The 25,171-nt window shown below is 60.6% G+C and carries 27 protein-coding genes and 1 other RNA gene; 7 read left to right on the plus strand and 21 right to left on the minus strand.

Features of this window, described 5'->3' with window-relative positions; all coding sequences use genetic code 11:
• The 9 genes from mraY to rsmI form a co-directional block, all read right to left on the minus strand.
• Positions 1 to 1,083 carry a phospho-N-acetylmuramoyl-pentapeptide-transferase gene (gene mraY, locus P5703_RS16810; RefSeq protein WP_011912266.1) on the minus strand — a complete coding sequence of 361 codons (1,083 nt, stop codon included), beginning with the start codon at positions 1,081 to 1,083 and terminating at the stop codon, positions 1 to 3.
• Positions 1,083 to 2,459: a UDP-N-acetylmuramoyl-tripeptide--D-alanyl-D-alanine ligase gene (locus P5703_RS16815; RefSeq protein WP_285588251.1), complete on the minus strand. Its 1,377-nt coding sequence runs from the start codon at positions 2,457 to 2,459 to the stop codon at positions 1,083 to 1,085. The genes mraY and P5703_RS16815 overlap by 1 nt, the downstream gene beginning before the upstream one ends.
• Complete coding sequence (locus P5703_RS16820) at positions 2,452 to 3,915, minus strand: UDP-N-acetylmuramoyl-L-alanyl-D-glutamate--2,6-diaminopimelate ligase (protein WP_013981959.1); 1,464 nt, start codon at positions 3,913 to 3,915, stop codon at positions 2,452 to 2,454. Before P5703_RS16820 ends, P5703_RS16815 begins: the two co-directional genes overlap by 8 nt.
• Complete coding sequence (locus P5703_RS16825) at positions 3,915 to 5,642, minus strand: peptidoglycan D,D-transpeptidase FtsI family protein (RefSeq protein ID WP_011912263.1); 1,728 nt, start codon at positions 5,640 to 5,642, stop codon at positions 3,915 to 3,917. Before P5703_RS16825 ends, P5703_RS16820 begins: the two co-directional genes overlap by 1 nt.
• The gene (gene ftsL, locus P5703_RS16830) at positions 5,642 to 5,932 is read right to left on the minus strand and encodes a cell division protein FtsL (RefSeq protein WP_013981957.1); all 291 of its coding nucleotides are present in this window, start codon (positions 5,930 to 5,932) and stop codon (positions 5,642 to 5,644) included. The genes P5703_RS16825 and ftsL overlap by 1 nt, the downstream gene beginning before the upstream one ends.
• Complete coding sequence (gene rsmH, locus P5703_RS16835; RefSeq protein WP_013981956.1) at positions 5,929 to 6,876, minus strand: 16S rRNA (cytosine(1402)-N(4))-methyltransferase RsmH; 948 nt, start codon at positions 6,874 to 6,876, stop codon at positions 5,929 to 5,931. The genes ftsL and rsmH overlap by 4 nt, the downstream gene beginning before the upstream one ends.
• Positions 6,873 to 7,328 (minus strand): division/cell wall cluster transcriptional repressor MraZ, encoded by a 456-nt coding sequence (mraZ, locus tag P5703_RS16840; RefSeq protein ID WP_003281171.1) that lies wholly within the window; start codon positions 7,326 to 7,328, stop codon positions 6,873 to 6,875. Before mraZ ends, rsmH begins: the two co-directional genes overlap by 4 nt.
• Before the next feature lie 292 nt (positions 7,329 to 7,620).
• An RNA gene (gene rnpB / locus P5703_RS16845) (RNase P RNA component class A) lies at positions 7,621 to 7,980 on the minus strand.
• A 62-nt stretch (positions 7,981 to 8,042) separates the two neighbouring features.
• Positions 8,043 to 8,906 carry a 16S rRNA (cytidine(1402)-2'-O)-methyltransferase gene (rsmI, locus tag P5703_RS16850; protein ID WP_041755400.1) on the minus strand — a complete coding sequence of 288 codons (864 nt, stop codon included), beginning with the start codon at positions 8,904 to 8,906 and terminating at the stop codon, positions 8,043 to 8,045.
• Positions 8,907 to 9,027: 121 nt separating this feature from the next.
• Here rsmI and P5703_RS16855 point away from each other — a divergent pair, with 121 nt between their 5' ends.
• The 4 genes from P5703_RS16855 to P5703_RS16870 all read left to right on the plus strand — a co-directional run bounded on the left by P5703_RS16855 (position 9,028) and on the right by P5703_RS16870 (position 12,473).
• Positions 9,028 to 10,830: a penicillin-binding protein activator gene (locus tag P5703_RS16855; RefSeq protein ID WP_011912258.1), complete on the plus strand. Its 1,803-nt coding sequence runs from the start codon at positions 9,028 to 9,030 to the stop codon at positions 10,828 to 10,830.
• Positions 10,830 to 11,192, plus strand: coding sequence for a YraN family protein (locus tag P5703_RS16860; RefSeq protein WP_011912257.1), 363 nt, complete (start codon positions 10,830 to 10,832; stop codon positions 11,190 to 11,192). The genes P5703_RS16855 and P5703_RS16860 overlap by 1 nt, the downstream gene beginning before the upstream one ends.
• Positions 11,193 to 11,304: 112 nt before the next feature.
• Complete coding sequence (locus P5703_RS16865) at positions 11,305 to 11,898, plus strand: phosphoheptose isomerase (protein ID WP_013981954.1); 594 nt, start codon at positions 11,305 to 11,307, stop codon at positions 11,896 to 11,898.
• Complete coding sequence (locus P5703_RS16870; RefSeq protein WP_013981953.1) at positions 11,895 to 12,473, plus strand: BON domain-containing protein; 579 nt, start codon at positions 11,895 to 11,897, stop codon at positions 12,471 to 12,473. Before P5703_RS16865 ends, P5703_RS16870 begins: the two co-directional genes overlap by 4 nt.
• 38 nt (positions 12,474 to 12,511) lie before the next feature.
• Here the strand turns inward: P5703_RS16870 and P5703_RS16875 are convergent, their stop codons facing one another.
• From P5703_RS16875 to rplM, 7 genes are all read right to left on the minus strand, one after another.
• Positions 12,512 to 12,919: a ClpXP protease specificity-enhancing factor gene (locus tag P5703_RS16875; protein WP_011912254.1), complete on the minus strand. Its 408-nt coding sequence runs from the start codon at positions 12,917 to 12,919 to the stop codon at positions 12,512 to 12,514.
• 12 nt (positions 12,920 to 12,931) lie between these two features.
• On the minus strand, positions 12,932 to 13,549 hold the full coding sequence (locus P5703_RS16880) for a glutathione S-transferase N-terminal domain-containing protein (RefSeq protein ID WP_013981952.1): 618 nt from the start codon (positions 13,547 to 13,549) through the stop codon (positions 12,932 to 12,934).
• 84 nt (positions 13,550 to 13,633) lie between these two features.
• Positions 13,634 to 14,413 (minus strand): cytochrome c1, encoded by a 780-nt coding sequence (locus tag P5703_RS16885; RefSeq protein ID WP_013981951.1) that lies wholly within the window; start codon positions 14,411 to 14,413, stop codon positions 13,634 to 13,636.
• Positions 14,413 to 15,624 (minus strand): cytochrome b, encoded by a 1,212-nt coding sequence (locus P5703_RS16890; RefSeq protein WP_285588268.1) that lies wholly within the window; start codon positions 15,622 to 15,624, stop codon positions 14,413 to 14,415. Before P5703_RS16890 ends, P5703_RS16885 begins: the two co-directional genes overlap by 1 nt.
• Positions 15,624 to 16,217: a ubiquinol-cytochrome c reductase iron-sulfur subunit gene (gene petA / locus P5703_RS16895; protein ID WP_011912250.1), complete on the minus strand. Its 594-nt coding sequence runs from the start codon at positions 16,215 to 16,217 to the stop codon at positions 15,624 to 15,626. The genes P5703_RS16890 and petA overlap by 1 nt, the downstream gene beginning before the upstream one ends.
• A gap of 254 nt (positions 16,218 to 16,471) precedes the next feature.
• Positions 16,472 to 16,864 (minus strand): 30S ribosomal protein S9, encoded by a 393-nt coding sequence (gene rpsI / locus P5703_RS16900; RefSeq protein WP_013981948.1) that lies wholly within the window; start codon positions 16,862 to 16,864, stop codon positions 16,472 to 16,474.
• A 15-nt stretch (positions 16,865 to 16,879) separates the two neighbouring features.
• Positions 16,880 to 17,308: a 50S ribosomal protein L13 gene (gene rplM, locus P5703_RS16905; protein WP_003287302.1), complete on the minus strand. Its 429-nt coding sequence runs from the start codon at positions 17,306 to 17,308 to the stop codon at positions 16,880 to 16,882.
• A 420-nt stretch (positions 17,309 to 17,728) separates the two neighbouring features.
• On the opposite strand from rplM, the gene P5703_RS16910 reads away from it, so the two are divergent.
• Both P5703_RS16910 and P5703_RS16915 read left to right on the plus strand, forming a co-directional pair.
• Entirely contained in the window at positions 17,729 to 18,769 is a 1,041-nt protein-coding gene (locus P5703_RS16910; RefSeq protein ID WP_285588273.1) for an NADP(H)-dependent aldo-keto reductase, read from the plus strand.
• 56 nt (positions 18,770 to 18,825) lie between these two features.
• On the plus strand, positions 18,826 to 19,506 hold the full coding sequence (locus tag P5703_RS16915; protein WP_013981946.1) for an energy-coupling factor ABC transporter permease: 681 nt from the start codon (positions 18,826 to 18,828) through the stop codon (positions 19,504 to 19,506).
• 12 nt (positions 19,507 to 19,518) lie between these two features.
• Here P5703_RS16915 and yacG read toward each other — a convergent pair whose 3' ends face one another.
• The 5 genes from yacG to pilB form a co-directional block, all read right to left on the minus strand.
• Positions 19,519 to 19,716, minus strand: a complete 198-nt coding sequence (gene yacG, locus P5703_RS16920; RefSeq protein WP_041771656.1) for a DNA gyrase inhibitor YacG — start codon at positions 19,714 to 19,716, stop codon at positions 19,519 to 19,521.
• A complete protein-coding gene (gene coaE / locus P5703_RS16925; protein ID WP_279645036.1) occupies positions 19,713 to 20,321 on the minus strand; it encodes a dephospho-CoA kinase in 609 nt (202 codons plus the stop codon). The genes yacG and coaE overlap by 4 nt, the downstream gene beginning before the upstream one ends.
• A gap of 131 nt (positions 20,322 to 20,452) precedes the next feature.
• Positions 20,453 to 21,322 (minus strand): prepilin peptidase, encoded by an 870-nt coding sequence (locus P5703_RS16930; RefSeq protein ID WP_125912601.1) that lies wholly within the window; start codon positions 21,320 to 21,322, stop codon positions 20,453 to 20,455.
• Positions 21,323 to 21,324: 2 nt separating this feature from the next.
• A complete protein-coding gene (locus tag P5703_RS16935) occupies positions 21,325 to 22,542 on the minus strand; it encodes a type II secretion system F family protein (protein WP_265661083.1) in 1,218 nt (405 codons plus the stop codon).
• Positions 22,543 to 22,544: 2 nt separating this feature from the next.
• Entirely contained in the window at positions 22,545 to 24,248 is a 1,704-nt protein-coding gene (pilB, locus tag P5703_RS16940) for a type IV-A pilus assembly ATPase PilB (RefSeq protein ID WP_285588283.1), read from the minus strand.
• Between the two features lie 226 nt (positions 24,249 to 24,474).
• Here pilB and P5703_RS16945 point away from each other — a divergent pair, with 226 nt between their 5' ends.
• Complete coding sequence (locus P5703_RS16945; RefSeq protein WP_285588286.1) at positions 24,475 to 24,945, plus strand: pilin; 471 nt, start codon at positions 24,475 to 24,477, stop codon at positions 24,943 to 24,945.
• The last annotated feature ends 226 nt before the right edge of the window (positions 24,946 to 25,171 follow it).

Raw genomic sequence — 25,171 nt, forward strand, 5'->3', positions numbered from 1 at the left:
TTACCTCAGTTTCAGGGTGGCAAGGCCGACGAGCACCAGGATCACGGTAATGATCCAGAAGCGCACGATCACCCGGGGTTCGGGCCAGCCCTTGAGTTCGAAATGGTGATGGATCGGCGCCATGCGGAAAACGCGTTTGCCGGTGAGCTTGAAGCTGGCGACCTGGATCATCACCGACAGCGTTTCCATCACGAACACGCCGCCCATGATGAACAGCACCACTTCCTGGCGGACGATCACGGCAATGGTGCCCAGCGCTGCGCCCAAGGCCAGCGCGCCGACGTCGCCCATGAAGACCTGCGCCGGATAGGTGTTGAACCAGAGGAAGCCGAGGCCGGCACCGATCAGCGCGCCGCAGAAGACAATGAGTTCTCCGGAACCGGGGATGTAGGGGATCAGCAGATACTCGGCGAAATTCACGTTACCGGAGAGGTAACAGAAGATGCCCAGACCGCCGCCGACCATCACGGTCGGCATGATCGCCAGGCCGTCGAGGCCGTCGGTGAGGTTGACCGCATTGCTCGAACCGACGATGACGAAATAGGTGAGAATCACGAAACCGATGCCCAGCGGGATCTCGATGTTCTTCAGCAGCGGCAGGATCAGCGTCGTTTCAACCGGCGTCTGCGCAGTCATATAAAGGAAGATCGCCGCACCGAGGCCGAACACCGACTGCCAGAAATACTTCCAGCGGCTTGGCAACCCGCGCGAGTTCTTCTCGATCACCTTGCGGTAGTCATCGACCCACCCGATGGCGCCGAACAGCAATGTCACCGCCAGCACGACCCACACGTAGCGGTTGGCCAGGTCGGCCCAGAGTAGCGTGGAAATGCCGATGGCACTGAGGATCAGCGCGCCACCCATGGTGGGCGTGCCGGATTTCGACAGATGCGACTGCGGTCCGTCGGTACGCACCGCCTGGCCGATCTGGCGCAACTGGAGGGTGCGGATCAGCCACGGGCCCATCCACAGCGACAGTACCAGCGCGGTGAGGACGCCGAGGATTCCACGCAGCGACAGGTACTGGAAGACCGCGAAGCCCTTGTGGAACTGTTGCAGATACTCGGCGAGCAGCAGCAGCATCAGTGTTTCTCCATGGATGGCCCAGCGAGCGCATCGACGACTTTGTCCATCGCCGCGCTACGCGAGCCCTTGATCAGAATGGTGGTGCCGCTGCCCTGCTCGGCACGCAGGCTTTCGATCAGGCTGGCCTGATCGGCGAAATGCCGGGCACCCTGCCCGAAAGCGGCGACCGCATGGGCCATCAGTGGCCCAACGGCATAGAGGGTGTCGACCTTGCCCGCCGCGTAGGCACCGACATCGCGATGCCCCTGCTCGGCCCACTCGCCCAGCTCACCCATGTCCCCCAGGACGAGAATGGTGCGCCCGGCGAAACTGGCAAGCACGTCGATCGCGGCGCAGATCGAAGCGGGGTTGGCGTTGTAGCTGTCGTCGATGAGACGCACACCATTGGCGAGCATCTGCGCCACGGTACGCCCCTTGACGGGTTGCAGGCCCTGCAATCCGGCCACGACAGCCTCGGCGGTGATGCCCAAGGCGTGGGCGGCCGCGGCGGCAGCCAGCGCATTGGCCACATTGTGGCGGCCCAGCAGGTTGAGCTGCACGCGCAGGTTGCCCAGCGGGCCGGTCAGTACGAAATTTGGGCAACCGCGCTGGTCGTAGGCGATCGAACCAGCGGAAAAATCGGCAAGCGGGTTGTCCAGACCGAACGACACGATGCGCTTGCCAGCCACACGCTCGGCCCAGATCGAGTAGGCCTTGTCGTCACGATTCAGCACGGCGGTGCCGGTTGCGCTCAGGCCGTCGAGAATCTCGCCCTTGGCCTGAACGATCTTTTCCGGGCCGCCGAATTCGCCGACATGGGCGGTTCCGGCGTTGGTGATCAGGCTGACATCCGGGCGCACCAGGCTGACGGTGTAAGCGATGTCACCCACTCGCGAGGCGCCGAGCTCGATGACCGCGCTGCGGTGTTCGGCGCTCAGTTCCAGCAGCGTCAGTGGCGCACCGAGGTCGTTGTTCAGATTGCCGCGCGTAGCCAGCACGGCGTCGTGCCCGTGAGCACTGCGCAGAATGCTGGCGAGCATTTCCTTGACGCTGGTCTTGCCACTCGAGCCGGTGATGGCGGCGACTGGCCCCTTGAAGGCCTCACGGTTGAGCGCCCCCAGACGCCCCAGCGCCAGGCGAGTATCGGCGACAACCAGCTGCGGCAGCGGCGCGCCCTCGACTTCGCGTGCGACCAGAGCCGCCACCGCGCCTTTGGCGGCCACCTCGGCGAGATAGGCATGACCATCGAAGCGCGGACCGGTCAGCGCAATGAACAGCTGCCCCGGCTGGATCGCCCGGCTGTCAGTGCTGACCGCAGAGAAGCTGGCATCGGCCCCCACCAGACGGCCGGACAACGGCAGCTGCAGCTCGCTCAGTCGCATGGCTTCAAGCATCGGGCTTCTCCCAGGTGGACAGTGCGGTACAGGCTTCCTCGATATCGGAGAACGGCAGCCGCTCGCCGCGAATGTCCTGATAGTCCTCGTGGCCCTTGCCAGCGAGCACTACCACATCGCTGGCATTGGCGGCCGCGATGAGCCGGGCAATCGCCTGGGCGCGACCCTGCACAAAGGTCACCGCTTCCGGATTGACGAAGCCGCTGCGGACATCGTCGAGAATGCGTTCCGGCGCCTCGTTGCGCGGGTTGTCATCGGTAACCACAACCCCATCGGCCAGCCGCTCGGCGACCTCGGCCATGAGTGGGCGCTTGCCGGTGTCACGGTCACCACCGCAGCCGAACAGGCAGAGCAAGCGACCACGTGCGTGCGGACGTAGTGCAGTAAGCACCTTTTCCAGAGCGTCGGGGGTATGGGCGTAATCGACCACCACCAGTGGCCGGTCGCCGCCGCCCAGACGCTGCATGCGGCCGGCCGGGCCTTCAAGCTCCGGCAGCACGGCGAGGATCTCGTCCAGCGGGTAGTCCATACCGAGCAAGGCGCCAACGGCGGCGAGCACGTTGCTGACGTTGAAGCGGCCCAGCAGCGGGCTGCGCAGCGAGCGCTCACCCTGCGGGGTGATCAGCCGCGCATGAATGCCGTCATCGTCGAGCTGCGCCTCGGGGCAGTACAGGTAGGCAGAGGCGTCTTCCAGGCTGTAGCTGATCAGCCGCGATTCGCGCTCCTCACCGGCTAGCGCACGGCCGAAGCCATCGTCGAGATTGATCACCCGACAGCTCAGACCAGGCACGCCGAACAGCCGAGCCTTGGCAGCGCCGTAGGCTTCCATGGTGCCGTGGTAATCGAGATGGTCGCGCGACAGGTTGGTAAAGACAGCGACGTCGAACTCCAGCGCGGCGACGCGGCCCTGATCGAGGCCATGGGACGACACCTCCATCGCCACGGCGCGCGCGCCTTCCTGCTTCAGCTGAGCAAGGGTCGCCTGAACGCCGATCGCATCCGGCGTGGTATGCCGCCCCATTTCCAGCTGACCGTAGAAACCGGTGCCCAGGGTGCCGATGATCCCGCAGGGTTCGCCGAGACGGTCGAGGGCCTGGGCGATCAGCTGGCTGACGCTGGTCTTGCCGTTGGTTCCGGTGACACCGACCAGACGCAGGTTGCGGCTGGGCTCTCCGTAGAAGCGCCCGGCTATGGCCGAGAGCTGACCGGCCAGGTGATGCACCGGCACCATCACCGCGGCACCGGTCAGCGCCTGATCCAGCCCTTCGGATTCGTAAGCGACCGCAGCGGCGCCGCGGGCAATGGCGTCCTGTACATGATCGCGCCCGTCATGCTGCAGCCCCGGCACCGCCAGGAACAGGTCGCCGCCACGAACCTTGCGGCTGTCGAGCGTCAGCTCGCGGATCAGGACGTCACTGCCGGCGTGTGGCAGCAGGTGATTCAATGGCATCGGCATCAGCTGCGCCCTCCCTTGCCTTTGGCCGCTTCCGCGGTCTGCAGCTCGGCGGGCGGCGGCAGATTGTCCGGCGCGACATTCATCAGGCGCAGTGCGCGCGCCATGACCTTGCCGAACACCGGAGCGGCCACCAGACCACCGTAGTACTGACCCTTGCTCGGCTCGTCCACGACGACCACCGCGGCGATTCGCGGGTTGGAAAGCGGCGCGACGCCGGCGAAGAACGAACGGTAAGCATCCTTGGTATAGCCACCGGTACCGGAGATCTTCTTCGCGGTACCGCTCTTGCCGCCGACGTGGTAGCCCGGCACCTTGGCCCGCGCGCCACCGCCGCCTTCCTCCTCGACCACCGCCCGCAGCATCTGCAGCACGGTGCCGGAAATCTGTTTGTCGATGACTTGCACGCCGTCCTGCGCGCGATCCAGGCGCAACAAGGAGAGCGGCACGTTGGTGCCTTGGTTGCCCAGCACGGCATAGGCGTGCGCCAGCTGTACCGCCGTCACGGAAAGGCCATAGCCGTAGGCCAGGGACGCGGTTTCCGCATCCCGCCACTTGCGATGGTTGGGCAGGTTGCCGACGCGCTCGCCAGGGAAGCCCAGGCCGGTGTCCTGACCGAAGCCGGCCTGCTGCATCACCGCGTAAACCGGCTCGGCACCTATATCCAGGGCGATCTTGCTGATGCCGACGTTGCTCGACTTCATCAGGATTCCGGTCAGCGACAGCATGCCGCCGCGGGACACGTCGCGGATGGTGTAGCGGCCGATGCGCATCCAGCCCGGCAGCGTGTTGACCACCGAATCGGGCTGGTACTTACCGGTCGCCAGTGCCGCCGCGATGCTGAACGGCTTGACCGTCGAGCCCGGCTCGAAGACGTCGATCATGGCGCGGTTGCGCATCGCCGCCGGCTGCAGGTTGCGGCGGTTGTTCGGGTTGTAGGTCGGCTGGTTGGCCATGGCGAGGATCTCGCCAGTCTTGACGTCCACCATCACCAGGCTTGCCGCCTTGGCACCGTATTCATGCACGACGTTGCGCAGCTCGCTGTGGGCGAGGTACTGCAGGCGCAGGTCGATCGACAGCGCCATGGCCTTGCCGGGCTTGGCGTTCTTGGTGACCTGGACGTCCTTGATCAGGCGCCCGCGGCGGTCCTTGAGCACCTGGCGCTTGCCCGGGACACCGGCCAGCCACTCGTCATAGGCCAGTTCCATGCCTTCACGACCGCGATCGTCGATGTCGGTGAAGCCGACTACGTGCGCTGCCACTTCGCCTGCCGGATAGAAGCGACGGAACTCCTCCTGCGCGTAAACGCCGGGAATCTTCAGGTCGAGAATTTCCTGGCCCTGCTCCGGCGTCAGGCCGCGCACCAGGTACATGAATTCGCGCGAGGCTTGCGATTGCAGCCGTTCGCTCAGCACCGCTGCGTCCTGCCCGAGCGCCTTGGCGAGTTCTGGCCAGCGGGCGCGCGCGGCCTGTAGTTCCTTGGGGTTGCCCCAAAGAGTGGTCACAGGCGTGCTTACGGCGAGCGGCTCGCCGTTACGATCGGTGATCAGACCCCGGTGCGCGGGAATCGGAATATGGCGAACGCTGCGCGCGTCGCCCTGGCCTTTCAGGAAGCCCTGATCCATGACCTGCAGATCGACGATGCGCCAGGCGATCACGCCCACCAGCAACGCCAGCAGCGCGAGAACGATGCGAAAGCGCCAGGGATAAAGCGCGCCCTGAAGACTCATCATGGCTTCACCAATCGGACGTCTGCCGCCGCAGGAATGTGCATGCGCAGCTGCTCGGTAGCCAGCGTCTCGATGCGGCTGTGCGCCGTCCAGGTGCTCTGCTCGAGAATCAGTCGTCCCCATTCGGCCTGGGCCTTGTCACGCACGCTGAGTTCGCCATACAGCTCGTTCAACAGCTGACGGTTCCAATGCGCGCAGTAGGCAACCGCGATCGCCGACAGGAGAACGCTGACGAACAGCACCAGCATCAGCAGGCTGCCGTTGGGCATGGCACGCAGCACGCGGCTCATCGCACTTTCTCCGCGACACGCATGACAGCGCTGCGCGAGCGTGGATTGGCTTTCACTTCCGCTTCGGATGCGTATTGCGGCTTGCCGATCAGCTTCAGACGCGGCTCGAAGGCCTTCGGGATGATTGGCAGGTCACGCGGCAGCTTGTCTGCCTCGCCCTTGGCGTGCCGACGCATGAACTGTTTGACGATGCGATCTTCCAGCGAATGGAAGCTGATGACGACCAGGCGACCGCCCACTTCCAGCGCTTCCAGCGCTGCGTCGAGACCACACTCCAGATCGCCCAGTTCGTTATTGATATGAATGCGCAGCCCTTGGAAGGCACGCGTCGCCGGGTTCTTGCCTTTCTCCCAGGCTGGATTGGCGTCGGTCAGCACCTTGGCCAGATCGGCGGTTCGCTCGAAGGGTGCCTCAGCGCGCCGCTGCACCACTGCACGAGCCATACGTTTGGCGAAACGCTCTTCACCGTAGTCCTTGAACACCCGTGCGATCTCGTCCTCATCGGCCGAGGCAATCCATTCGGCCGCACTCACGCCACGACTCGGATCCATGCGCATGTCCAGGGGGCCGTCGTTCAGAAAACTGAAGCCGCGAATGGGGTCGTCCAGCTGAGGCGACGACACGCCCAGATCAAGCAGAATGCCGCTCACCCCCCCCGTCCAGCCGCGTTGCGCGACTTCGTCACCGAGCTCGGCAAAACTTCTCTGCACAACGACAAAGCGGCCGTCCTCGGCCGCCAGCGCTTGTCCCGTAGCGATAGCTAATGGGTCCTTGTCGAACCCTAGCAACTGGCCATTAGGACCGAGCTGTTGCAGAAGTAGCCGGCTATGGCCGCCCCGCCCGAAGGTCCCGTCCAGATAGCGACCATCGGCGCGCACGTTCAGCGCCGCGACGGCTTCGTCGAGCAACACGGTGATATGTCGCAGGCTGCTGATCTGGCTCACAGGATAAGGTCACGTAGTTCTTCCGGCAGACCGCCGGGTTGCTTGATGGCCGCCAGGTCCGCGTCAGAAATCGCGTTCCAGTCGTCCTCGTTCCACAGTTGAAACTTGTTGAGTTGCCCCACCAACATCGCGCGCTTGTCCAGCCGGGCGTATTCACGCAGACGCGGCGGCACGACCACTCGACCGCTGCCATCCATTTCCAGGTCGACCGCGTTGCCGATCAACAGACGCTGCAGGCGGCGGGCCTCTTCTCGCAGGGAAGGCAACTCACGAAGTTTTGCCTCGATGAGTTCCCACTCGGGTAGTGGATATATGCACAAGCAGCGGTCCACGGCGTCGATCGTGATGATCAGCTGGCCATCGCCACGGGAATTCAGCTCGTCACGGTACCGGCTGGGCATGGCTAGCCGGCCTTTGGCGTCGAGACTGATGGCGTTAGCTCCGCGAAACACGCTTGCGCTTCCCCTGAATTAGCTATCCATGCCCACATTTACCCACTTTCTGCCACTTCCTACCACTTGTGCGCACTATAGAAACGCAGCCGCCCCACCGTCAAGGCGAGCCCAGCGGGAAAAAGCCTTACGGAGCGGCAATTTAGCGATGTCAGGTGGGGATAAATGGGGAAAAGCGGACAGGCCCAGAATGGCTTTTTAGGAGCAGCAAGGAGTTACTCAACAAAGTTAAAGTACTTTGTTAAGAGCAAGAATCTTTCGGAATTAAAAACGGAGATTACGGAAGGAAGAATCGGAGAGTCGATCTGTAAGCCGGGTTCTGTCGAGGACAGCCATTCCTCTACGACAGCCATCACTGACTGCCTCTAGCAACCTACCCGGATCCAGCGCGGGCCACGCCAATGGATCCCTATTTGGTCTTGCTCCAAGTGGGGTTTACCTAGCCACGGACTGTTGCCAGCCGTGCGGTGCGCTCTTACCGCACCTTTTCACCCTTACCGGCGCCGAAGCGCTTAGGCGGTTATTTTCTGTGGCACTTTCCGTAGGCTCACGCCTCCCAGGCGTTACCTGGCACTTTGCCCTATGGAGCCCGGACTTTCCTCCCTCCCTTCTTGCCGGAACAAAAAGAGACAGCGACTGTCCGATCAACTCTCCGGCCGCCAGAGTACCGTCGCGCGCACCATGCCGCAAGCGAAACGCCGGCAGGGCGCCTTGCTACTTGCGCTCTAGCGCCGCCTGATACAGCAGATTCTTGCGCACGCCAGTGATGTCGGCCGCAACGGCAGCAGCGCGCTTGAGCGGCATTTCTGCCAATAACAGATCGAGCACCCGCAGCGCTTCGGCACTCACCGCGCTCTCGCCTTGCGGCGCCTCCCACCCTTCTACCAGCAGCACGCATTCGCCTCGCTGCTGGTTGCTGTCCGCCTCGACCCAAGCGCGTAAAGCCCCCAACGGCAATCCCTTCAAGGTCTCGAAGGTCTTCGTCAGCTCGCGCCCAAGCACCGCCATGCGCTCACCACCGAACACATCCTCGAAATCTCCCAGCGACTCGAGTATGCGATGCGGGGCTTCATAGAAGATCAGCGTACGCGGCTCCTCCTTCAGCGCCTCGAGACGTGAACGTCGCGCAGCCGCCTTGGCGGGAAGAAACCCCTCGAAGATGAAACGGTCCGACGGCAAACCCGCCGCCGAGAGAGCGGCTATCAGCGCGCAGGCCCCCGGCACCGGGACGACAGCCACTCCTGCCGCCCGGGCCTGACGCACTAGATGGTAGCCAGGATCGGAGATCAAGGGCGTGCCGGCATCGGAGATCAGCGCCACGTCATCCCCTGCCTGGAGACGCTCGATGAACCGCCCCCCTTCGTTGCGCTCGTTATGCTCATGACAAGCGGCCAGCGGCGTCTGGATACCGAAGTGCGCCAGTAGCCGCGAGGAGTGGCGCGTGTCCTCGGCGGCGATGAGTGCCACCTCGCGAAGCACACGCAGCGCCCTGGCGCTGATGTCCTCCAGATTGCCGATCGGCGTGGCGACGACATAAAGCGTACCCACTCCGGAATTCGCACCACCGCTGGCAGTCACAGGGCTTACCTCAAATAGGAAATGCGCATTGTAGCCCGATTCACCGCCGCAACATCGCGGCCCCTTCGGTGGTTGGGTACAATCGGCCGACACTCGCAGTGCTTTCAGGAACGATTAACCAATGGCTTGCTTACGCCCCCTCCTTCTCCTCTGCGTCGCCACCCTGCTCGCAGCCTGCTCCAGCTCCCCCTCGTCCACGCTCGGCGAACTGCCCCGGACGCCGCAGGCATCCACTCAGCAACTGTTGAAGCAGGCTGAGCAGAGCGACGCCGAACAGGCCACCCAGCTGCGCCTGGCAGCTGCCGACCAGAGCATTCAGCAGGGCAACCGCGCGCAAGCCCGCAGCATTCTGCAGCAGGTTCAACTGGACGCACTGAAGCCTGCGCAGCAAATTTTCGCACTGACGCTGCAGGCCGAAATCGCACTCGCCGACGGGGAGCCCGAAAAGGCAGAACAAGCGCTGCAGCACCCGTCATTCGAGCGTCTGGGCGAGCTTCCCGTCAGCCAGCAGATTCGCAGCCAGCTCGCTCGCGCCCAAGCACTGGAGGCAAACAACAAGCCACTAGCAGCCGCCCGTGAGCGCGTATTCACTGCGCCACTGCTGAGCGGCGAGCAGGCGCAGGCCAACCACGAAACCATCTGGAAACTCCTGTCCGCCCTTCCCGAGCAGCAACTGCAAGGCGCGGCCGATACCGATCTGGCCGGCTGGCAAGCCTTAGCGCTTTCGCTCAAACGCGCCGGCACCATCGCGCAGCAGCAACGCGCGATCGACGACTGGATCGCGCAGAACCCTCAGCACCCCGCCGCGCAGCAGCTCCCGGAGTCACTGCAGAAGCTGCGTGAACTCGCCGACCAACCGCTGAATCACGTAGCGCTGCTTCTTCCTATGGAAGGCCAACTGGCGAGCGTTGCTCGTGCCCTTCGCGACGGTTTCCTGGCTGCTCATCTGCACGCACAGCAGGCCGGTGCCGAACTGCGCATCGAGCTGTATGACAGCTCGCGGATGAAGTCCATCGACGACTTCTATCGCCAAGCCCAGGCCGCTGGCGTACAGCTGGTGGTCGGCCCGCTCGAAAAGGACCTGGTGCGCCAGCTCGCGGAACGCGATCAGCTACCTATCACCACATTGGCGCTCAACTACAGCGACGCCGGACAGCGCACACCACCTCAGCTCTTTCAGTTCGGCCTAGCTGCGGAAGATGAAGCACGCGAAGTCGCTCGCCGCGCTTGGGCGGACGGCCATCGCCGTGCAATCGCGCTGGCGCCTCGCGGAGAATGGGGCGCAAGGATTCTAGAAGCCTTCCGCCAGAGCTGGCAGGAAGCAGGCGGAACGCTGGTCGCATCTGAGCCACTGGCCGAACCTGTCCAGCTGGCCAACCAGATCGCCGATCTGCTGCAGCTACGCAACAGTGAGCAGCGCGGACAGCGCGTAAGCAGCATCACAGACGCATCCACCGCCAGCCAGCCAACACGTCGGCAGGACGTCGATTTCATCTTCCTGGCGGCCACACCACAACAGGCCCAGCAGGTCAGGCCGACCCTGATCTTCCAGTACGCGGGCGACCTGCCGGTATACGCCACATCCCACCTGCACGCGGCCAATCATGACCGCACGCAGTACCTCGACCTTGAAGGGATCCGCTTTGCCGAGACGCCATGGCTGCTGAACGACCAGCTGCCCCTTCGACAGGAAGTCGAGCAGAAATGGCCGCAAGCGGGCGGAAGCCTCGGCCGGCTCTATGCCATGGGTGCCGACGCCTACCTGCTGGCACCCCGACTCAATCAGTTGCTGGCCCTTCCGGACACTCACCTCGATGGGCTTTCCGGTACCCTCAGCCTGAACCCACAGCAGCGAATCGAGCGCCAGCTGCCCTGGGCACAGTTCCGCGATGGCGCCGTAGAGCGGCTGGACGAGCCGCAGTAATGAGCGAAAGCCAGAGCAGCGGACGCTCTGCCGAAGCACTGGCCCTGCAGCATCTCAGCGACAGCGGCCTGCGCCTACTCGAACGCAACTGGTCGTGCCGCAGCGGCGAGCTCGATCTGGTCATGCTCGACGGCGATACAGTAGTATTCGTCGAGGTCCGCTACAGGCGGCATACCGCCTGGGGCGGCGCCCTGGAAAGCGTCGATGTGCGCAAGCAGCAAAAGCTGATCAAGGCTGCCCAGTTGTTTCTGCAGGCACATGGCCGCTGGGCCAAGCACCCTTGCCGCTTCGACGTAGTCGCCATCACCGCGCCAGGCCAAGCAAAGGACCTGAACTGGATCCGCAACGCATTTGAAAGCTGAACGAAACACTGCGCGGCGACCGCTGCGCGATGCCGTCCGGCCCTAGCGAACCGCAAGTGCATCGTCCGACCGCTTTTTCGGGCGAGCCTGCCACCTTGAAGGTCAACCACCAATGGACATGCAAACCCGAATCCGCCAACTCTTCCAGGCCAGCATCGAAACCAAGCAGCAGGCCATGGAAGTGCTAGCCCCCAGCATCGAGCAAGCCGGCCAAGCGATGGTTAATGCCCTGCTCAGCGAAGGCAAGATCCTGACCTGCGGTAATGGCGGTTCAGCCGGCGATGCCCAGCACTTCTCCTCGGAACTGCTGAACCGCTTCGAGAGAGAGCGCCCAAGCCTTCCGGCCATCGCACTGACCACCGACAGCTCCACCATCACCTCGATTGCCAACGATTACAGCTACAACGAGGTGTTCTCAAAGCAGATCCGCGCGCTGGGACAACCCGGCGACGTGCTGCTCGCCATCTCCACGAGCGGTAACTCCGCCAACGTGATCCAGGCGATCCAGGCTGCCCACGACCGGGAAATGCTGGTAGTCGCCCTCACCGGCCGCGATGGCGGCGGAATGGCGTCGCTGCTGCTGCCGGAAGACGTTGAAATCCGCGTACCGGCAAAAGTGACCGCACGCATCCAGGAAGTCCATCTCCTGGCGATCCACTGCCTCTGCGACCTGATCGACAATCAACTGTTTGGGAGTGAGGAATGAACCGTTTCCGCTTGCCTGCCATCGCCCTGGGAATTTGCCTGGCCGTCACCGGCTGCAGCTCGGTGTTGACGGCCACGCGCGACGACCCGATCGCCGACAATCGGGGCACACGGACCATCGGCAGCAAGATCGACGACTCGCTGATCGAGACCAAGGCAGCGGTCAACATTGCCAAGGCCCATCCGGACCTCGACCAGCGTAGCCACATCGTGGTTGCCAGCTACAACGGCGTCGTGCTGTTGGCCGGCCAGACGCCTCGCGAAGAACTCAAGCAGATGGCAGAACAGGCAGCCAGCGGCGTGCAACGCGTCAAGCGCGTACACAATGAGCTACAGATTCTGCAGCCCTCCTCCGCACTGGCACGCAGTAACGACTCCTGGCTGACCACCAAGATCAAGACGCAGATGCTCGCCGACAACAGCGTGCCTGGCTCGCGAATCAAGGTGATCACTGAGAACGGGATCGTCTATCTGCTAGGCCTGGTCACACGCCAGGAAGGCAGCCGCGCGACTAACCTTGTCCAGGGCGTCGCCGGGGTACAGCGGATCGTCAAGCTGTTCGAATATATCGACTGATCGGTCAGCGGCGCCCTATCACCGGGCGCCGCATCACCTCATTTTACGACCTTCAGACTCGGGCGACCGCCCGGTCGCGGCCCCTCTCCTCCAGCAGCGCCACCAGCATCGCTCGGCGCGTCATCGTCCGGTGGAGTCGGCTCGATCTCGAACACCATGCCTTGCCCGTTTTCCCGGGCATAGATCGCCATGACCGCGGCGGACGGCACGTTCAATGAGTGAGCTACGCCACCAAAGCGCCCCTCGAAACTGATCGCCTCGTTATCCATATGAAGATGCCGCACGGCGCTGGGGGCGACGTTCAATACGATCTGACCATCGCTGGCGTAGCCTGCCGGCACCTGCACCCCCGGATAATCGACATTCACCAGCAGGTGCGGCGTGCAATCGTTGTCGACGATCCACTCGTAAAGTGCTCGTACCAGATACGGGCGACTCGAATTCATTGATGACCTCGCTTAGCGCATGTTGCGCTCGACGGCGGAAAGACTGGCCTGGAAAGCCTCGCGAGCGAAATTGCGCTCCATGTAATCGAGCAGCGGCTTGGCCGCTCGAGGCAACTCGATACCGAGTCTGGGCAAACGCCAGAGGATAGGCAACAGACAGCAGTCGACAAGGCTGATCTCGTCACTCATGAAGTAAGGCTTTTCCGCGAATATCGGCGATACACCGATCAGGCTTTCACGGAGCTCCTTGCGTGCCTGAGCGCGCTGAGCCTCCGCAACGCGCTGGTCGAGAATGCGGTCGGCCAGCGAACACCAATCACGCTGGATACGATGCACCAACAGACGCGTATTGGCGCGCGCCACCGGATAGACCGGCAGCAACGGTGGATGCGGATAGCGCTCCTCCAGATATTCGAGAATCACGCCGGGCTCGTATAGCGCCAGATCTCGATCCACCAGTGTGGGCACACTGGCGTATGGATTCACCTCGGCCAACTTGACCGGACACTGGCCTGCTTCGACATCGACGATGTCCACGCTAACCCCTTTCTCGGCGAGAACAAGGCGAACGCGATGACAGTAATGATCGGCAGGATCGGAATAGCAGCCCAACCGGTTGGTCGCAGCCATAGGGCCTTCTCACTTTATCTCGAGGCAGAAAAAACACGCGCGCCCATTGGGCGCGCGCAAGGTACAACGATTACCGCGAAGTGCTTAGTGAACGTCTTTCCAGTACTCGCGCTTGAGCAGGTAGGCGAACACGAAGAACACCGCCAGGAACAGCAGCACGTAGGTACCGATGCGCTGGCTTTCCAGCTTGACCGGATTGGCCGAGTAAGCCAGGAAGGTCACCAGATTCTTGATCTTCTCGTCGTACTCAGCCTCGGAGAGCGACCCAGTACCAGGCTCGACAACCATCTGGTCACAGGCTTCCTGAGTGATCGGTGTGCCGGTCAGCGGATCGAACTGCTTGCGGCCATTCTCGACCACTTGAACCTGCTTACATCCGACAACCCGGCGACCCTGGAGCGGAGCCAGAACATGCGGCATACCAACATTGGGGAACACGCTGTTGTTGACGCCGTACGGACGCGCCGGATCTTCATAGAAGCTGCGCATGTAGGTATACAGCCAGTCGTTGCCACGAACACGAGCAACCAGGGTGAGATCCGGCGGAGCGGCACCGAACCAGACTTTGGCGTCTTCAGGCTTCATACCGATCTTCATGTGATCGCCAAACTTGGCGTCCGTGAAGACGATATTGTCCATCATCACCTCTTCCGGAATACCCAGATCGGTGGCGACGCGCTCATAGCGCTGATACTGCGCACCATGGCAACCCATGCAATAGTTGGCGAAGGTCTTCAGACCATCCTGCATGGCCGCCTTGTCGGTCAGGTCGATATCGACCTTATCCAAATGTACCGCCGGGCCGGCCGCGAAAGTGAAGGCCGGCAGAATTGCAAGAATCAATGCAGCAAATTGCTTTTTCATCAGCCATCCACCCTTTCCGGAACCACTTTGGTCTTCTCGAGCTTGGTGTAGAACGGCATCAGGATGAAGTATCCGAAGTAGATAGCAGTACAGATCCGCGACACCAGAGTACGCTCAGGCGTCGGCGACAGTACGCCCAGTACACCGAGAATGATGAAGGAGATGCAGAACGCCAGCAGCGCGATCTTGCTCATCCAGCCCTTGTATTTCATGGACTTGACGGGGCTGCGATCCAGCCACGGCAGAACGAACAACACTGCGATAGCGGCCCCCATGGCGATTACGCCGAGCAACTTGTCAGGTACCGCACGCAAAATCGCGTAGAACGGAGTGAAGTACCAGACGGGTGCGATGTGCTCAGGAGTCTTGAACGCGTTCGCCACTTCGAAGTTCGGCTTCTCGAGGAAGTAGCCGCCCATTTCCGGGAAGAAGAATACAACCGCGCAGAAGACGAAGAGGAACACCACAACCCCGACGATGTCCTTCACGGTGTAGTACGGATGGAAGGGAATGCCATCGAGCGGCACACCGGCTTCATCCTTGGTCTTCTTGATATCCACGCCCAGCGGGTTGTTCGAACCCACTTCGTGCAGCGCCAGAATGTGCAGGACGACCAGACCGAGAATCACGACCGGCAGCGCAATCACATGCAGCGCGAAGAAGCGGTTCAGGGTGATGCCCGAGATCAGGTAGTCACCACGGATCCACTGGGTCAGATCGTCGCCGATGACCGGAATGGCACCGAACAGCGAAATGATCACCTGCGCACCCCAGTAGGACATCTGGCCCCACGGCAGCAGGTAGCCCATGAAGGCCTCGGCCATCAGCGCGAGGTAGATCATCATACCGAAGATCCACACCAGCTCACGCGGCTTCTGGTAGGAGCCGTAGAGCAGACCGCGGAACATGTGCAGATACACCACCACGAAGAACGCCGAAGCGCCGGTGGAGTGCAGATAGCGGATGATCCAGCCGTACTCGACATCACGCATGATGTACTCGACGGAGGCGAACGCACCTTCAGCCGACGGCTCGAAGCTCATGGTCAGCCAGATACCGGTAAGAATCTGATTGACCAGCACGAGCAGCGCCAACGAACCGAAGAAGTACAGGACGTTGAAGTTCTTGGGAGCGTAGTACTTCGAGAGGTGATCTTCCCACATCTTGGTGGCGGGGAAGCGGGCGTCAACCCATTCCATGAACTTGCTCATCAGGCGTTCTCCTGGTCCACACCGATGATGATGACATTATCGGTCTCGTACGAGTGCGGGGGCACCGGCAGGTTCAAGGGAGCAGGCTGCGCCTTGTAGACGCGACCGGCCATATCGTATTTGGAGCCGTGGCAGGGGCAGAAATAGCCACCCAACCAGTCGGCGCCGAGATCGGCCGCAGCCACCTCGGGACGGAACGAAGGCGAGCAACCCAAATGAGTGCACAGCCCTACGACCACAAGAAGCTCGGGCTTGATAGACCGGTTCTTCGGGTCGACATATGCAGGCTGGTCGGACTCCTTGGACTCAGGATCGGCCACCTGGGCAGCGACCTTCTCAAGATTCCCGAGAACCTCTTCGGTTCGACGCACAATAAACACCGGCTGACCACGCCATTCAGCAACCATTTGCTGTCCAGGCTCGATCTTGCTGATATTTACCTTTACCGGCGCACCGGCAGCCTTGGCCTTGGCACTTGGGAACCACGATCCCACGAACGGGACCGCAGCACCCACCGCTCCTGCAGCGCCCACCACCGAAGTGGCGGCCACAAGGAAGCGACGCCGGCCTGCATTCACGCCGTCATTGCTCATTCAGTCGTCTCCCATCAGCTTCTTATGGCCTGCCGTGAAGCAGGCATGTACTACGTAAAATTGAGCCGCGAAAAATTCGCCAAATGGTAAAGAAAAGACCCTCTTCTGACAAGGTAATAGCCTGTCACAATGCCTTTACCCTCAGGCAAACCAAGCCCTCCAGCGCGCGACACACTGTCGCACCAAAACAAAAGTGCAAGGCAAAAAAAACGCCCAGCTCCGAACGAAACTGGGCGTTTCTTTGAAAGCGCGAATTAGCGCTTGGAGTACTGCGGACGCTTGCGTGCTTTACGCAGACCGACCTTCTTACGCTCGACTTCACGGGCGTCACGAGTGACGAAGCCAGCCTTGCGCAGCGGGCTACGCAGGCTCTCGTCGTAGGAGATCAGTGCACGAGTGATACCGTGGCGGATAGCACCAGCCTGACCACTGACACCACCACCCAGAACGGTGACGTAGATATCGAACTTTTCGACGGTCTCGGTCAGCTCCAGCGGCTGACGCACGACCATGCGAGCAGTTTCGCGGCCGAAGAAATTATCCAGCTCACGGTTGTTGATGGAAATCTTGCCAGTGCCCGGGCGCAGGAAGACGCGCGCGGTTGCAGTCTTGCGACGGCCAGTGCCGTAATTTTGAGTCGCCGACATAATTGAACTATTCCGTTAAATCTTCAGTTCTTGGGGCTGCTGAGCGGTGTGCGGGTGATTGGCACCCTTGTAGACCTTCAGCTTACGATACATGTCGCGACCCAGCGGGTTCTTCGGCAGCATGCCCTTGACCGCAGTCTCGATCACGCGCTCGGGCGCCTTGGCGATCAGCTTCTCGAAGTTGATCGACTTGATGCCACCCGGGAAACCGGAGTGAGAGTAGTACATCTTGTCGCTGGTCTTGGCACCGGTAACACGCACTTGCTCAGCGTTGATCACGACGATGTAATCGCCAGTATCGACGTGAGGGGTGTATTCCGGCTTGTGCTTGCCACGCAGGCGGCTGGCGATTTCGGTTGCCAGACGACCCAGGGTCTGGCCGGCAGCGTCGACGACGAACCAGTCGCGCTTGACGGTTTCCGGTTTAGCAGTAAATGTCTTCATTCGTTATAGCCTCAGGGGCCGCCCTGAAAATAAGACGGCGAATCTTACTGAATAGTGCTCGCCCTGACAAGAACAGGGCAGCCGGAAACAGACGCTATCGGGGGCTCGGGTCAGCGCGTCCGCCACGGCAGTGGTTCGGTAGGCTAGGCATCCCCTACCATTGGCTTGCATCGACGGACTAGGCATCCCCGCCGACAGGCTGCGGAATTATCCTGATTGCCAGAAAAATAGCAACCAACATTTATCCTCTCGGAGTTCCGAAGCGCCCGTCATCTCAGCAAGCGTCGGCGTGCATGCACCGCGCTATATGCCAGAGCCCCATCGGGCACTTCGGGCGGTCGCGATCACTCTCATGTCAGCTATTGGGCGAACTTCGTTAATCTCGCATCCCTAAAACTTTCGCCAGCCCGGAGGCACTCCATGGAATTTCGTCCACTCGGCCGAACCGACCTGAACGTAAGCTCACTCTGCCTCGGCACCATGACATGGGGCGAGCAGAACACCGAGGCCGACGCCCTCGCCCAGATCGACATGGCCAAAGCCGCTGGCATCAACTTCATCGATACTGCGGAGATGTATCCCGTTCCGCCGCGCCCGGAAACCTACGCCACCACCGAGCAGTACATTGGCAACTACTTCAAGAGCCGCGGCGATCGAGCCGAGTGGATACTCGCAACCAAGATCGCCGGCCCTGGCAACGGCATCAGCCACATTCGCAACGGCCGTCCGCGATTCAACCGTGAGCACATTCGCACCGCCCTTGATGACAGCCTGCGCCGACTGCAAACCGACTGGATCGACCTTTATCAGCTGCATTGGCCGGAACGCAGCACGAACTTTTTCGGGCGTTTGGGCTACCAGCACCTGCCGGACGACGATTTCACACCTCTGGAAGAAACGCTTGCCGCCCTTGATGACGAAGTCAGAGCCGGTCGAATCCGCCACATTGGCATTTCCAACGAGACCCCCTGGGGCACCATGAAGTATCTGCAACTGGCCGAGACGCACAAATGGCCGCGCGCCGTCTCGATACAGAACCCCTACAACCTCCTCAACCGCAGCTTTGAGGTGGGCCTGGCGGAGATCAGCATGCGTGAACAGTGCGGACTGCTGGCATACTCGCCACTGGCGTTCGGCATGCTGAGCGGCAAATACGAAAACGGCGCCAGCCCGGCGAATGCGCGACTTTCACTATTCCAGCGCTTCGCACGCTACAACAACCCACAGGCACGAGCCGCCTGTTCCCGCTATGTCGCCCTGGCCCACCAGCATGGCCTGGAGCCCGCGCAGATGGCCCTTGCCTACGTAACATCCCGGCCCTTCGTCACCAGCAATATCATCGGTGCCACGACACTGCAGCAGCTCGAATCCAATATCGGCAGCCTTGATCTGACACTGTCGAACGAAGTCTTGGCAGCCATCGACGCCATTCATACGGCGCAACCGAACCCGGCGCCCTGACACAGAAAAAACGAGCCATCAGCAGTTTCAGGTAACGACACACAGGATCCGACAGGATGATCGCCGCGCATCTCCTAGCTCCCTCCACCCTTGTCGCAGGTTGGCTGATCTACTCGCTTGCCTTGCTCTGGGCGGCGTGGCGCGCCCCCTGGGTCGAGCTCTTCAGCGATGCGCGACGGCAACACCTGCTGTTCGGAGCGATGCTGGCCATCTTTCTGCTGTGGTTGGTTCGCCGGGACTTCGACTCCGGTCTTTCATTCCACTTCATCGGACTGACGGCAGTTACTCTGCTGCTCGACTGGCCGCTGGCGATCATCGCAGCCCTGGCGGCCCAGCTGGGCCTGACCCTCACCGGCCATCAGCATCTCACCGCCCTGGGGACCAACGGCGTGCTGCTGGTGTTGATCCCGGTCTTTGTCACAGTCATCTGCGCCCGCCTGGTGGAGCGATCCCAGCCGCGCAACCTCTTCGTCTTCATCTTCTTTGCGGGCTTCTTTCCAGCGGCACTCGCCGCCCTGGCCTGCATCCTGGCATCCCTCGGCATACTGCTGATCGATGGCCGCTACCCGATGCCGCCCTGGCTGGAAGACTTTGCCGGCTACATCTGGCTCGTGATGTTTCCCGAGGCGTTCATCAACGGCACGGCAATCACGGCGCTGGTCGTCTTCTATCCGGACTGGATGGAAAGCTTCAACCAGAGCCGCTACCTGCAGGCGCCCTGGAAAGAAGATAAATGAGGAAACTGCGAGTCAATGCTCGCGGGGCGGCAGATCACCGGAAAACAGCTCATCCTCCAGATCGCTTCCGGGAATGGCGTGCTCCTCCGCAGCCCAAGCCCCAAGATCGATGAGTTTGCAGCGCTCAGAGCAAAACGGCCGACTTGGGCTCTGAGGCCCCCACTCCACTGGCGCCCCGCAGGTGGGGCACTCGACTACAGTCGCGGTCATTTCTGGCCTCCTCGCAATGTCAGATAGAAGCGGTGCAAACGCTCGACTTCCGATTTGAGCCACGCCAGATCACGGTCATTTACAAGGACATCGTCCGCATGCCGCAGGCGCTCCTCCCGCCTGGCCTGGACCTGGATAATCGCCCGCACCTGCTCTTCAGTTGCCTGATCACGAGCCGCGGTGCGAACGACCTGGAGAGTATCCGGCACATCGACCACCAGTACACGCTCGACCTGGCGATACTGCCCGGTTTCTATAAGCAACGGAGACACCATGATGGCGTAAGGAGACGTCGCTGCCGCCAGGTGCTGCGCCACCTCGGCGCGAATCAGAGGATGCAAAAGGCTCTCGAGCCATTGGCGCTCAGCCGTGTTCGCAAATACTCGCTCACGCAGCACAGCACGATTCAAGCCGCCCTCTGGCAGCAGTACGGCATCGCCGAAATGCTCAGCAATCTGCCGCAACGCCGGGCGGCCGGGCTCAACGACCCATCGCGCCGCTTCATCGGCATCGACTACATGCACGCCAAGACTTTCAAACTGGTTTGCCACTGCAGTCTTGCCACTGCCAATACCGCCGGTCAACCCGAGAACCCAAGGCTTCATCCGTCTAATATCCCAGGCCAAATAAGACGCGCGCAGTAGTAACCACTCGGCGAGCTGTGCGCAAGCCTCAGCGTTCGAAATAGGACGACAGAGAAAAGCCGATCGGTGACAGGTCGACCGACCGAGCGCAGTCAGAAGCGAGCGAACTGGAGGTAGCTTTCGGTAATTCGGTCGCCCCAAAGCAACGCAATCCACCCCGCTATCGCCAGATACGGCCCGAACGGAATGGGCGTACTGCTTTCAGCCCGCTGCACCCTCAGCAGAATACTGCCAAGCACGGCGCCGACCACCGACGACAGCAAGATAGTGAGCGGCAGAACCTGCCAGCCACCCCAGGCACCAAGCATCGCCAGCAGCTTGAAATCGCCGTAGCCCATCCCCTCTTTGCCTGTGATCAGCTTGAACAGCCAATAAACGGACCATAGGCTCAGGTAACCGGCTATCGCCCCCCACAGCGCATCCTCGAGAGAGGCGAACAGAGCAAAGCTGTTGGCAATCAACCCTACCCACAAGAGCGGCAGCACGAGCGAGTCAGGCAGCAACTGATGATCGACATCGATCAAGCTCATCGCCAGCAACCCCCAGGTCAGCAGAAGCATCGCCCCTGCCTGCCAGGAAAAACCGAAATGCCATGCCACGTATCCGGATAGCACGCCACACGCCAGCTCAACCAACGGATATCGACAGCTGATCGGCGCCTGACAAGACGAGCACTTTCCACGCAGCGCCAGCCAGCTGACCAAGGGAATGTTCTCCCAGGCACGGATACGATGACCGCAGTGAGGGCAGCGTGAACTCGGCACCAGTAGATTGAAACGCTCCCCAAATGGCTCGGGCGGATACTCCAAGTATTCCCGCGCCTGCATGCGCCATTCGCGCTGCATCATTATTGGCAAACGGTAAATCACGACATTGAGAAAGCTGCCAACCAGCAGACCGAGCACTGCAGCAGACAAAACAAAGGCCAGCACATGGCTGGCCAAGAAATCAATCAAACCCATACTTAAACGACAGCACCTAGCTGGAAGATCGGAAGGTACATAGCGATGATCAAGCCACCCACCAGAACCCCGAGCACGGCCATGATCATCGGCTCCATCAGGCTAGTCAGGCTATCTACCATGTTATCGACTTCGTCCTCATAGAAAGTCGCAACCTTAGCCAGCATCTCATCAAGTGAACCAGACTCTTCACCGATTGCTGTCATCTGCACTGCCATTGTAGGGAACGTGCCCGTGGTGCGCATGGAGAAGTTAAGCTGCATGCCGGTGGACACATCATTCTTGACTTTCATCGTCGCACTTCGAAAGACCACATTGCCTGTAGCCCCAGCCACCGAATCCAGCGCATCCACAAGTGGCACGCCCGCAGCGAAAGTCGTCGATAGAGTGCGGGCGAAGCGGGCGACAGATGACTTGTAAAGAATGTCACCAACAACTGGCACCTTCAGCAGCAAACGATCGAACCAATTGCGAAATTTTTCGGAGCGCTTGTGCGCCTCCTTGAAAGCAAACGCCCCCACGATCAACCCCGCCAGAACAATGAACCACCACTCCTGCAGCGCTTCCGACAATCCAATGACCATCAAGGTAAAAGCTGGAAGCTCGGCCCCGAAGTTGGCGAATACTTCTTGGAACTGTGGCACCACCTTGATCAACAGAATGGCCGACACGATGACCGCCACCAAGACTACCGCAATGGGATAGTTCATCGCCTTCTTGATCTTGGCCTTCAATGCCTCAGTCTTTTCCTTGTAAGTCGCCACGCGATCGAGCAAGGTTTCCAAGGCACCGGATTGCTCACCGGAATCGACCAAGTTGCAATAAAGATCATCGAAGTATTGTGGCTTCTTGCGCAAAGCCGTCGCGAAACTGTTACCTGCCGCAACTTCCTGCTTCAGGTCATCCACCAGCTTGCGCATGTTCGGATTGTCGAAACCCTCACCGATGATATCGAAGGATTGCAGCAGCGGCACACCGGCTTTCATCATCGTCGCCATCTGTCGGGTGAACAGCGCGATATCCATGGGTTTAATTTTCTTGCCCGCTCCAAACAGAGATACGGACTTCTTGCGCACTTTCTGTGGATTGATCCCTTGCTTGCGCAATTGCGCCTTCACCAGCGCCGGGCTCGCACCACTAAGCTCACCCTTGACCTTGCTGCCCTTGCGGTCGGTTCCCTCCCAGCTGAACACACTGGTTCTGATCGCTTTCTGCGCCATGCTTAATCCTTGGTGACCCGATTGACTTCTTCGAGGCTGGTCACGCCCTGCATGGCTTTCAGCAAAGCCGAGGTCCGCAGGTCGTTGAAGCCGTCTTTGCGCATCTGGGTTGAAATATCGATGGAGTTTCCGTCTTCCATGATAATCCGCTGCAACGATGGCGTGTTTTTAACCACTTCATAAATACCGACGCGCCCCTTGTAGCCGCCCTTGCAGTTGTCGCAACCTACCGGACCATAAATCTTGAAGGTTCCAAGCTTCTGCTCAGGGAACCCTTCGCGCAGCAAAACATCACGGGGGACATCAACCTCTTTCTTGCAGCTATTGCAGAGCTTTCGTGCCAGACGCTGAGCAATGATCAGGTTCACGGAGGTCGCGATGTTGAACGCAGGCACCCCCATGTTGCGCAGACGCGTCAGGGTTTCCGCAGCGCTATTGGTATGAAGTGTCGACATCACCATATGGCCCGTCTGCGCCGCCTTGATCGCAATCTCGGCGGTCTCCAGATCGCGGATCTCCCCTACCATGATGATGTCCGGATCCTGACGCAGGAAGGCGCGAAGGGCCTGGGCGAAGTCCATGCCCTGTTTAGGATTGACGTTGACCTGGTTGATACCCTCGAGGTTGATCTCTACCGGATCCTCCGCCGTCGAAATGTTCACATCGACGGTGTTGAGGATGTTCAACCCGGTGTAAAGGGATACCGTCTTACCGGAGCCCGTCGGACCGGTCACGAGAATCATGCCCTGCGGTTGCCGCAGGGCATTCATATACAGCTCTTTCTGATCCTCCTCATATCCCAGCGCATCGATGCCCATTTGAGCACTCGAGGGGTCAAGAATCCGCATTACAATCTTTTCACCCCACAAAGTCGGTAGCGTGTTGACCCGGAAATCGATGGCCTTGCTCTTGGAGAGCTTCATCTTGATCCGCCCATCCTGCGGCTTGCGCCGCTCGGAAATATCCAAGCCTGCCATGACCTTGAGTCGCGCCGAAATCCGAGGCGCCAGCTGGATCGGCGGGCGCGCCACTTCATGCAGAATGCCATCCGTGCGAAGCCGCACGCGGTAGGCTTTTTCGTAGGGCTCGAAGTGCAAATCGGACGAGCCACCACGAATGGCGTCGAGCAGCATCTTGTTGACGAAGCGCACTACAGGGGCGTCGTCAGCAGCCTCTCCGCCTTCCTCAGCTTTTCCATCTTCGGTGACGGACTCGACATCGACCCCATCCAGATCGACTTCGCCCAGCTCCTCTAGTCCGGTGGCGCCGCTTTCGTACAGTTTGTCGATGGCCTCGCCCAGCTTGTCGTCTTCCACCAGAATCGACTCGATGCTCAGCCCGGTACTGAACTGGATATCGGCAATCGATTGATGATTAGCCGGATCGGAGATGGCGACATAAAGCTTGGTGCCGCGCTTGGAAAGCGGCAGCACCCGATGTTGGCGGGCCAACTTCTCACTGATCAGATCCTTGGGCAGCGACTCCTTGTTCAGCGCAGACAGGTCCAGCAGCGCTACACCGAATTGATCGGAAGCAAGCTCGGCTATGGCGCGGCCTTTGGCCAACTTGTTCTGGACGACATAGGTAACCAACGACAACTTGTTACGCGCTGCCTGCTGTTGCGCTTGCTGCGCCGTCTTGTCGTCAAGGAGACCTGTCAGCACCATCTGCTTGGCGAGACCGGATAGAGCGATATTGTCCGTCATGGGCTTGGTTTTCCCGTATTAATGCCAAGCCTTATAGCGCAGATAACAACGGGTGCCAAACAGCGCCGAGCACGGTGACGAATTTTGTCAGAAGGGCGCGAATCAAGGCAGCGTGCCTAGTTCACATTGTTTCGCGGAGCCGCAGGAATCGGGGGCTGGACAAGTTGGCACGCAGACTGCAAGACGGAGAGCAGGCTCAACTGCCTAACATTTCAAGGAGAAACACATGAAAGCTCAGATGCAAAAAGGTTTTACGCTGATTGAATTGATGATCGTTGTGGCGATTATCGGTATTCTCGCGGCAATTGCGATTCCGCAATACCAAAACTACACGGCAAGAGCGCAAGCTGCCGAAGCAGTAAGTCTGCTGGGCGGCCTGAAAACTCCGGTAGTTGAAGGCATGAGCAACTCCGGAACGGCATCTTGTAGCACCGCTGCTGCTGGCACCGGTACTCCGCCAACTCCGGCCGGCGCGCTCAACGGCTTGACCCTGAGCGGCCAGTACGTAGCATCAATCGCAGCTTCCGTTGATAGTGGAAAATGCAAGCTATTGGCTACTTATAAGACTACAAACGTTAATGCTCTAGTAAGCGGCAAAACCATTGACTTCACTTATAACCCGACTGACGGCGCTTGGGTCTGCACCAGCAACCTTGATGATAAAGTCCTCCCGAACAACTGCGCCAAGCGTTCGTAACGCCGAAAGCATTTGCTAATGGCGTTTGCACGGCTAACACGGTAAGGCGGATCAATTTGCAGGATGGATTAGCGAAGCGCAATCCATCACTCACCAAACCGACCCGCCATTGCAAACTAAACGCCTCGCCTTCGTGCGGGGCGTTTTGCCGTTTGTGAGCCCGCTGATATGGTGAATCGTCGTCGTACCTAGGCATCACCAGAAACGCTAACGTCGACTACCGCAG

It is taken from the genome of Stutzerimonas sp. FeSN7 (assembly GCF_030263795.1).
GTDB lineage: Bacteria > Pseudomonadota > Gammaproteobacteria > Pseudomonadales > Pseudomonadaceae > Stutzerimonas > Stutzerimonas stutzeri.

Bases quoted from the DNA above. Each gene is read 5' to 3' on its own strand.
- P5703_RS16875 (WP_011912254.1), bottom strand. From the start codon at position 12,919: ATGAATTCGAGTCGCCCGTATCTGGTACGAGCACTTTACGAGTGGATC.
- P5703_RS16885 (WP_013981951.1), bottom strand. From the start codon at position 14,413: ATGAAAAAGCAATTTGCTGCATTGATTCTTGCAATTCTGCCGGCCTTC.
- P5703_RS16815 (WP_285588251.1), bottom strand. From the start codon at position 2,459: ATGCTTGAAGCCATGCGACTGAGCGAGCTGCAGCTGCCGTTGTCCGGC.
- rpsI (WP_013981948.1), bottom strand. From the start codon at position 16,864: ATGTCGGCGACTCAAAATTACGGCACTGGCCGTCGCAAGACTGCAACC.
- P5703_RS16935 (WP_265661083.1), bottom strand. From the start codon at position 22,542: ATGGCGCAGAAAGCGATCAGAACCAGTGTGTTCAGCTGGGAGGGAACC.
- P5703_RS16945 (WP_285588286.1), top strand. From the start codon at position 24,475: ATGAAAGCTCAGATGCAAAAAGGTTTTACGCTGATTGAATTGATGATC.
- P5703_RS16930 (WP_125912601.1), bottom strand. From the start codon at position 21,322: ATGGGTTTGATTGATTTCTTGGCCAGCCATGTGCTGGCCTTTGTTTTG.
- pilB (WP_285588283.1), bottom strand. From the start codon at position 24,248: ATGACGGACAATATCGCTCTATCCGGTCTCGCCAAGCAGATGGTGCTG.
- ftsL (WP_013981957.1), bottom strand. From the start codon at position 5,932: ATGAGCCGCGTGCTGCGTGCCATGCCCAACGGCAGCCTGCTGATGCTG.
- P5703_RS16870 (WP_013981953.1), top strand. From the start codon at position 11,895: ATGAACCGTTTCCGCTTGCCTGCCATCGCCCTGGGAATTTGCCTGGCC.
- P5703_RS16860 (WP_011912257.1), top strand. From the start codon at position 10,830: ATGAGCGAAAGCCAGAGCAGCGGACGCTCTGCCGAAGCACTGGCCCTG.
- P5703_RS16865 (WP_013981954.1), top strand. From the start codon at position 11,305: ATGGACATGCAAACCCGAATCCGCCAACTCTTCCAGGCCAGCATCGAA.
- P5703_RS16880 (WP_013981952.1), bottom strand. From the start codon at position 13,549: ATGGCTGCGACCAACCGGTTGGGCTGCTATTCCGATCCTGCCGATCAT.
- P5703_RS16855 (WP_011912258.1), top strand. From the start codon at position 9,028: ATGGCTTGCTTACGCCCCCTCCTTCTCCTCTGCGTCGCCACCCTGCTC.
- yacG (WP_041771656.1), bottom strand. From the start codon at position 19,716: ATGACCGCGACTGTAGTCGAGTGCCCCACCTGCGGGGCGCCAGTGGAG.
- petA (WP_011912250.1), bottom strand. From the start codon at position 16,217: ATGAGCAATGACGGCGTGAATGCAGGCCGGCGTCGCTTCCTTGTGGCC.
- coaE (WP_279645036.1), bottom strand. From the start codon at position 20,321: ATGAAGCCTTGGGTTCTCGGGTTGACCGGCGGTATTGGCAGTGGCAAG.
- P5703_RS16915 (WP_013981946.1), top strand. From the start codon at position 18,826: ATGATCGCCGCGCATCTCCTAGCTCCCTCCACCCTTGTCGCAGGTTGG.
- mraY (WP_011912266.1), bottom strand. From the start codon at position 1,083: ATGCTGCTGCTGCTCGCCGAGTATCTGCAACAGTTCCACAAGGGCTTC.
- rplM (WP_003287302.1), bottom strand. From the start codon at position 17,308: ATGAAGACATTTACTGCTAAACCGGAAACCGTCAAGCGCGACTGGTTC.
- P5703_RS16820 (WP_013981959.1), bottom strand. From the start codon at position 3,915: ATGCCGATGCCATTGAATCACCTGCTGCCACACGCCGGCAGTGACGTC.
- P5703_RS16910 (WP_285588273.1), top strand. From the start codon at position 17,729: ATGGAATTTCGTCCACTCGGCCGAACCGACCTGAACGTAAGCTCACTC.
- P5703_RS16825 (WP_011912263.1), bottom strand. From the start codon at position 5,642: ATGAGTCTTCAGGGCGCGCTTTATCCCTGGCGCTTTCGCATCGTTCTC.
- P5703_RS16890 (WP_285588268.1), bottom strand. From the start codon at position 15,624: ATGAGCAAGTTCATGGAATGGGTTGACGCCCGCTTCCCCGCCACCAAG.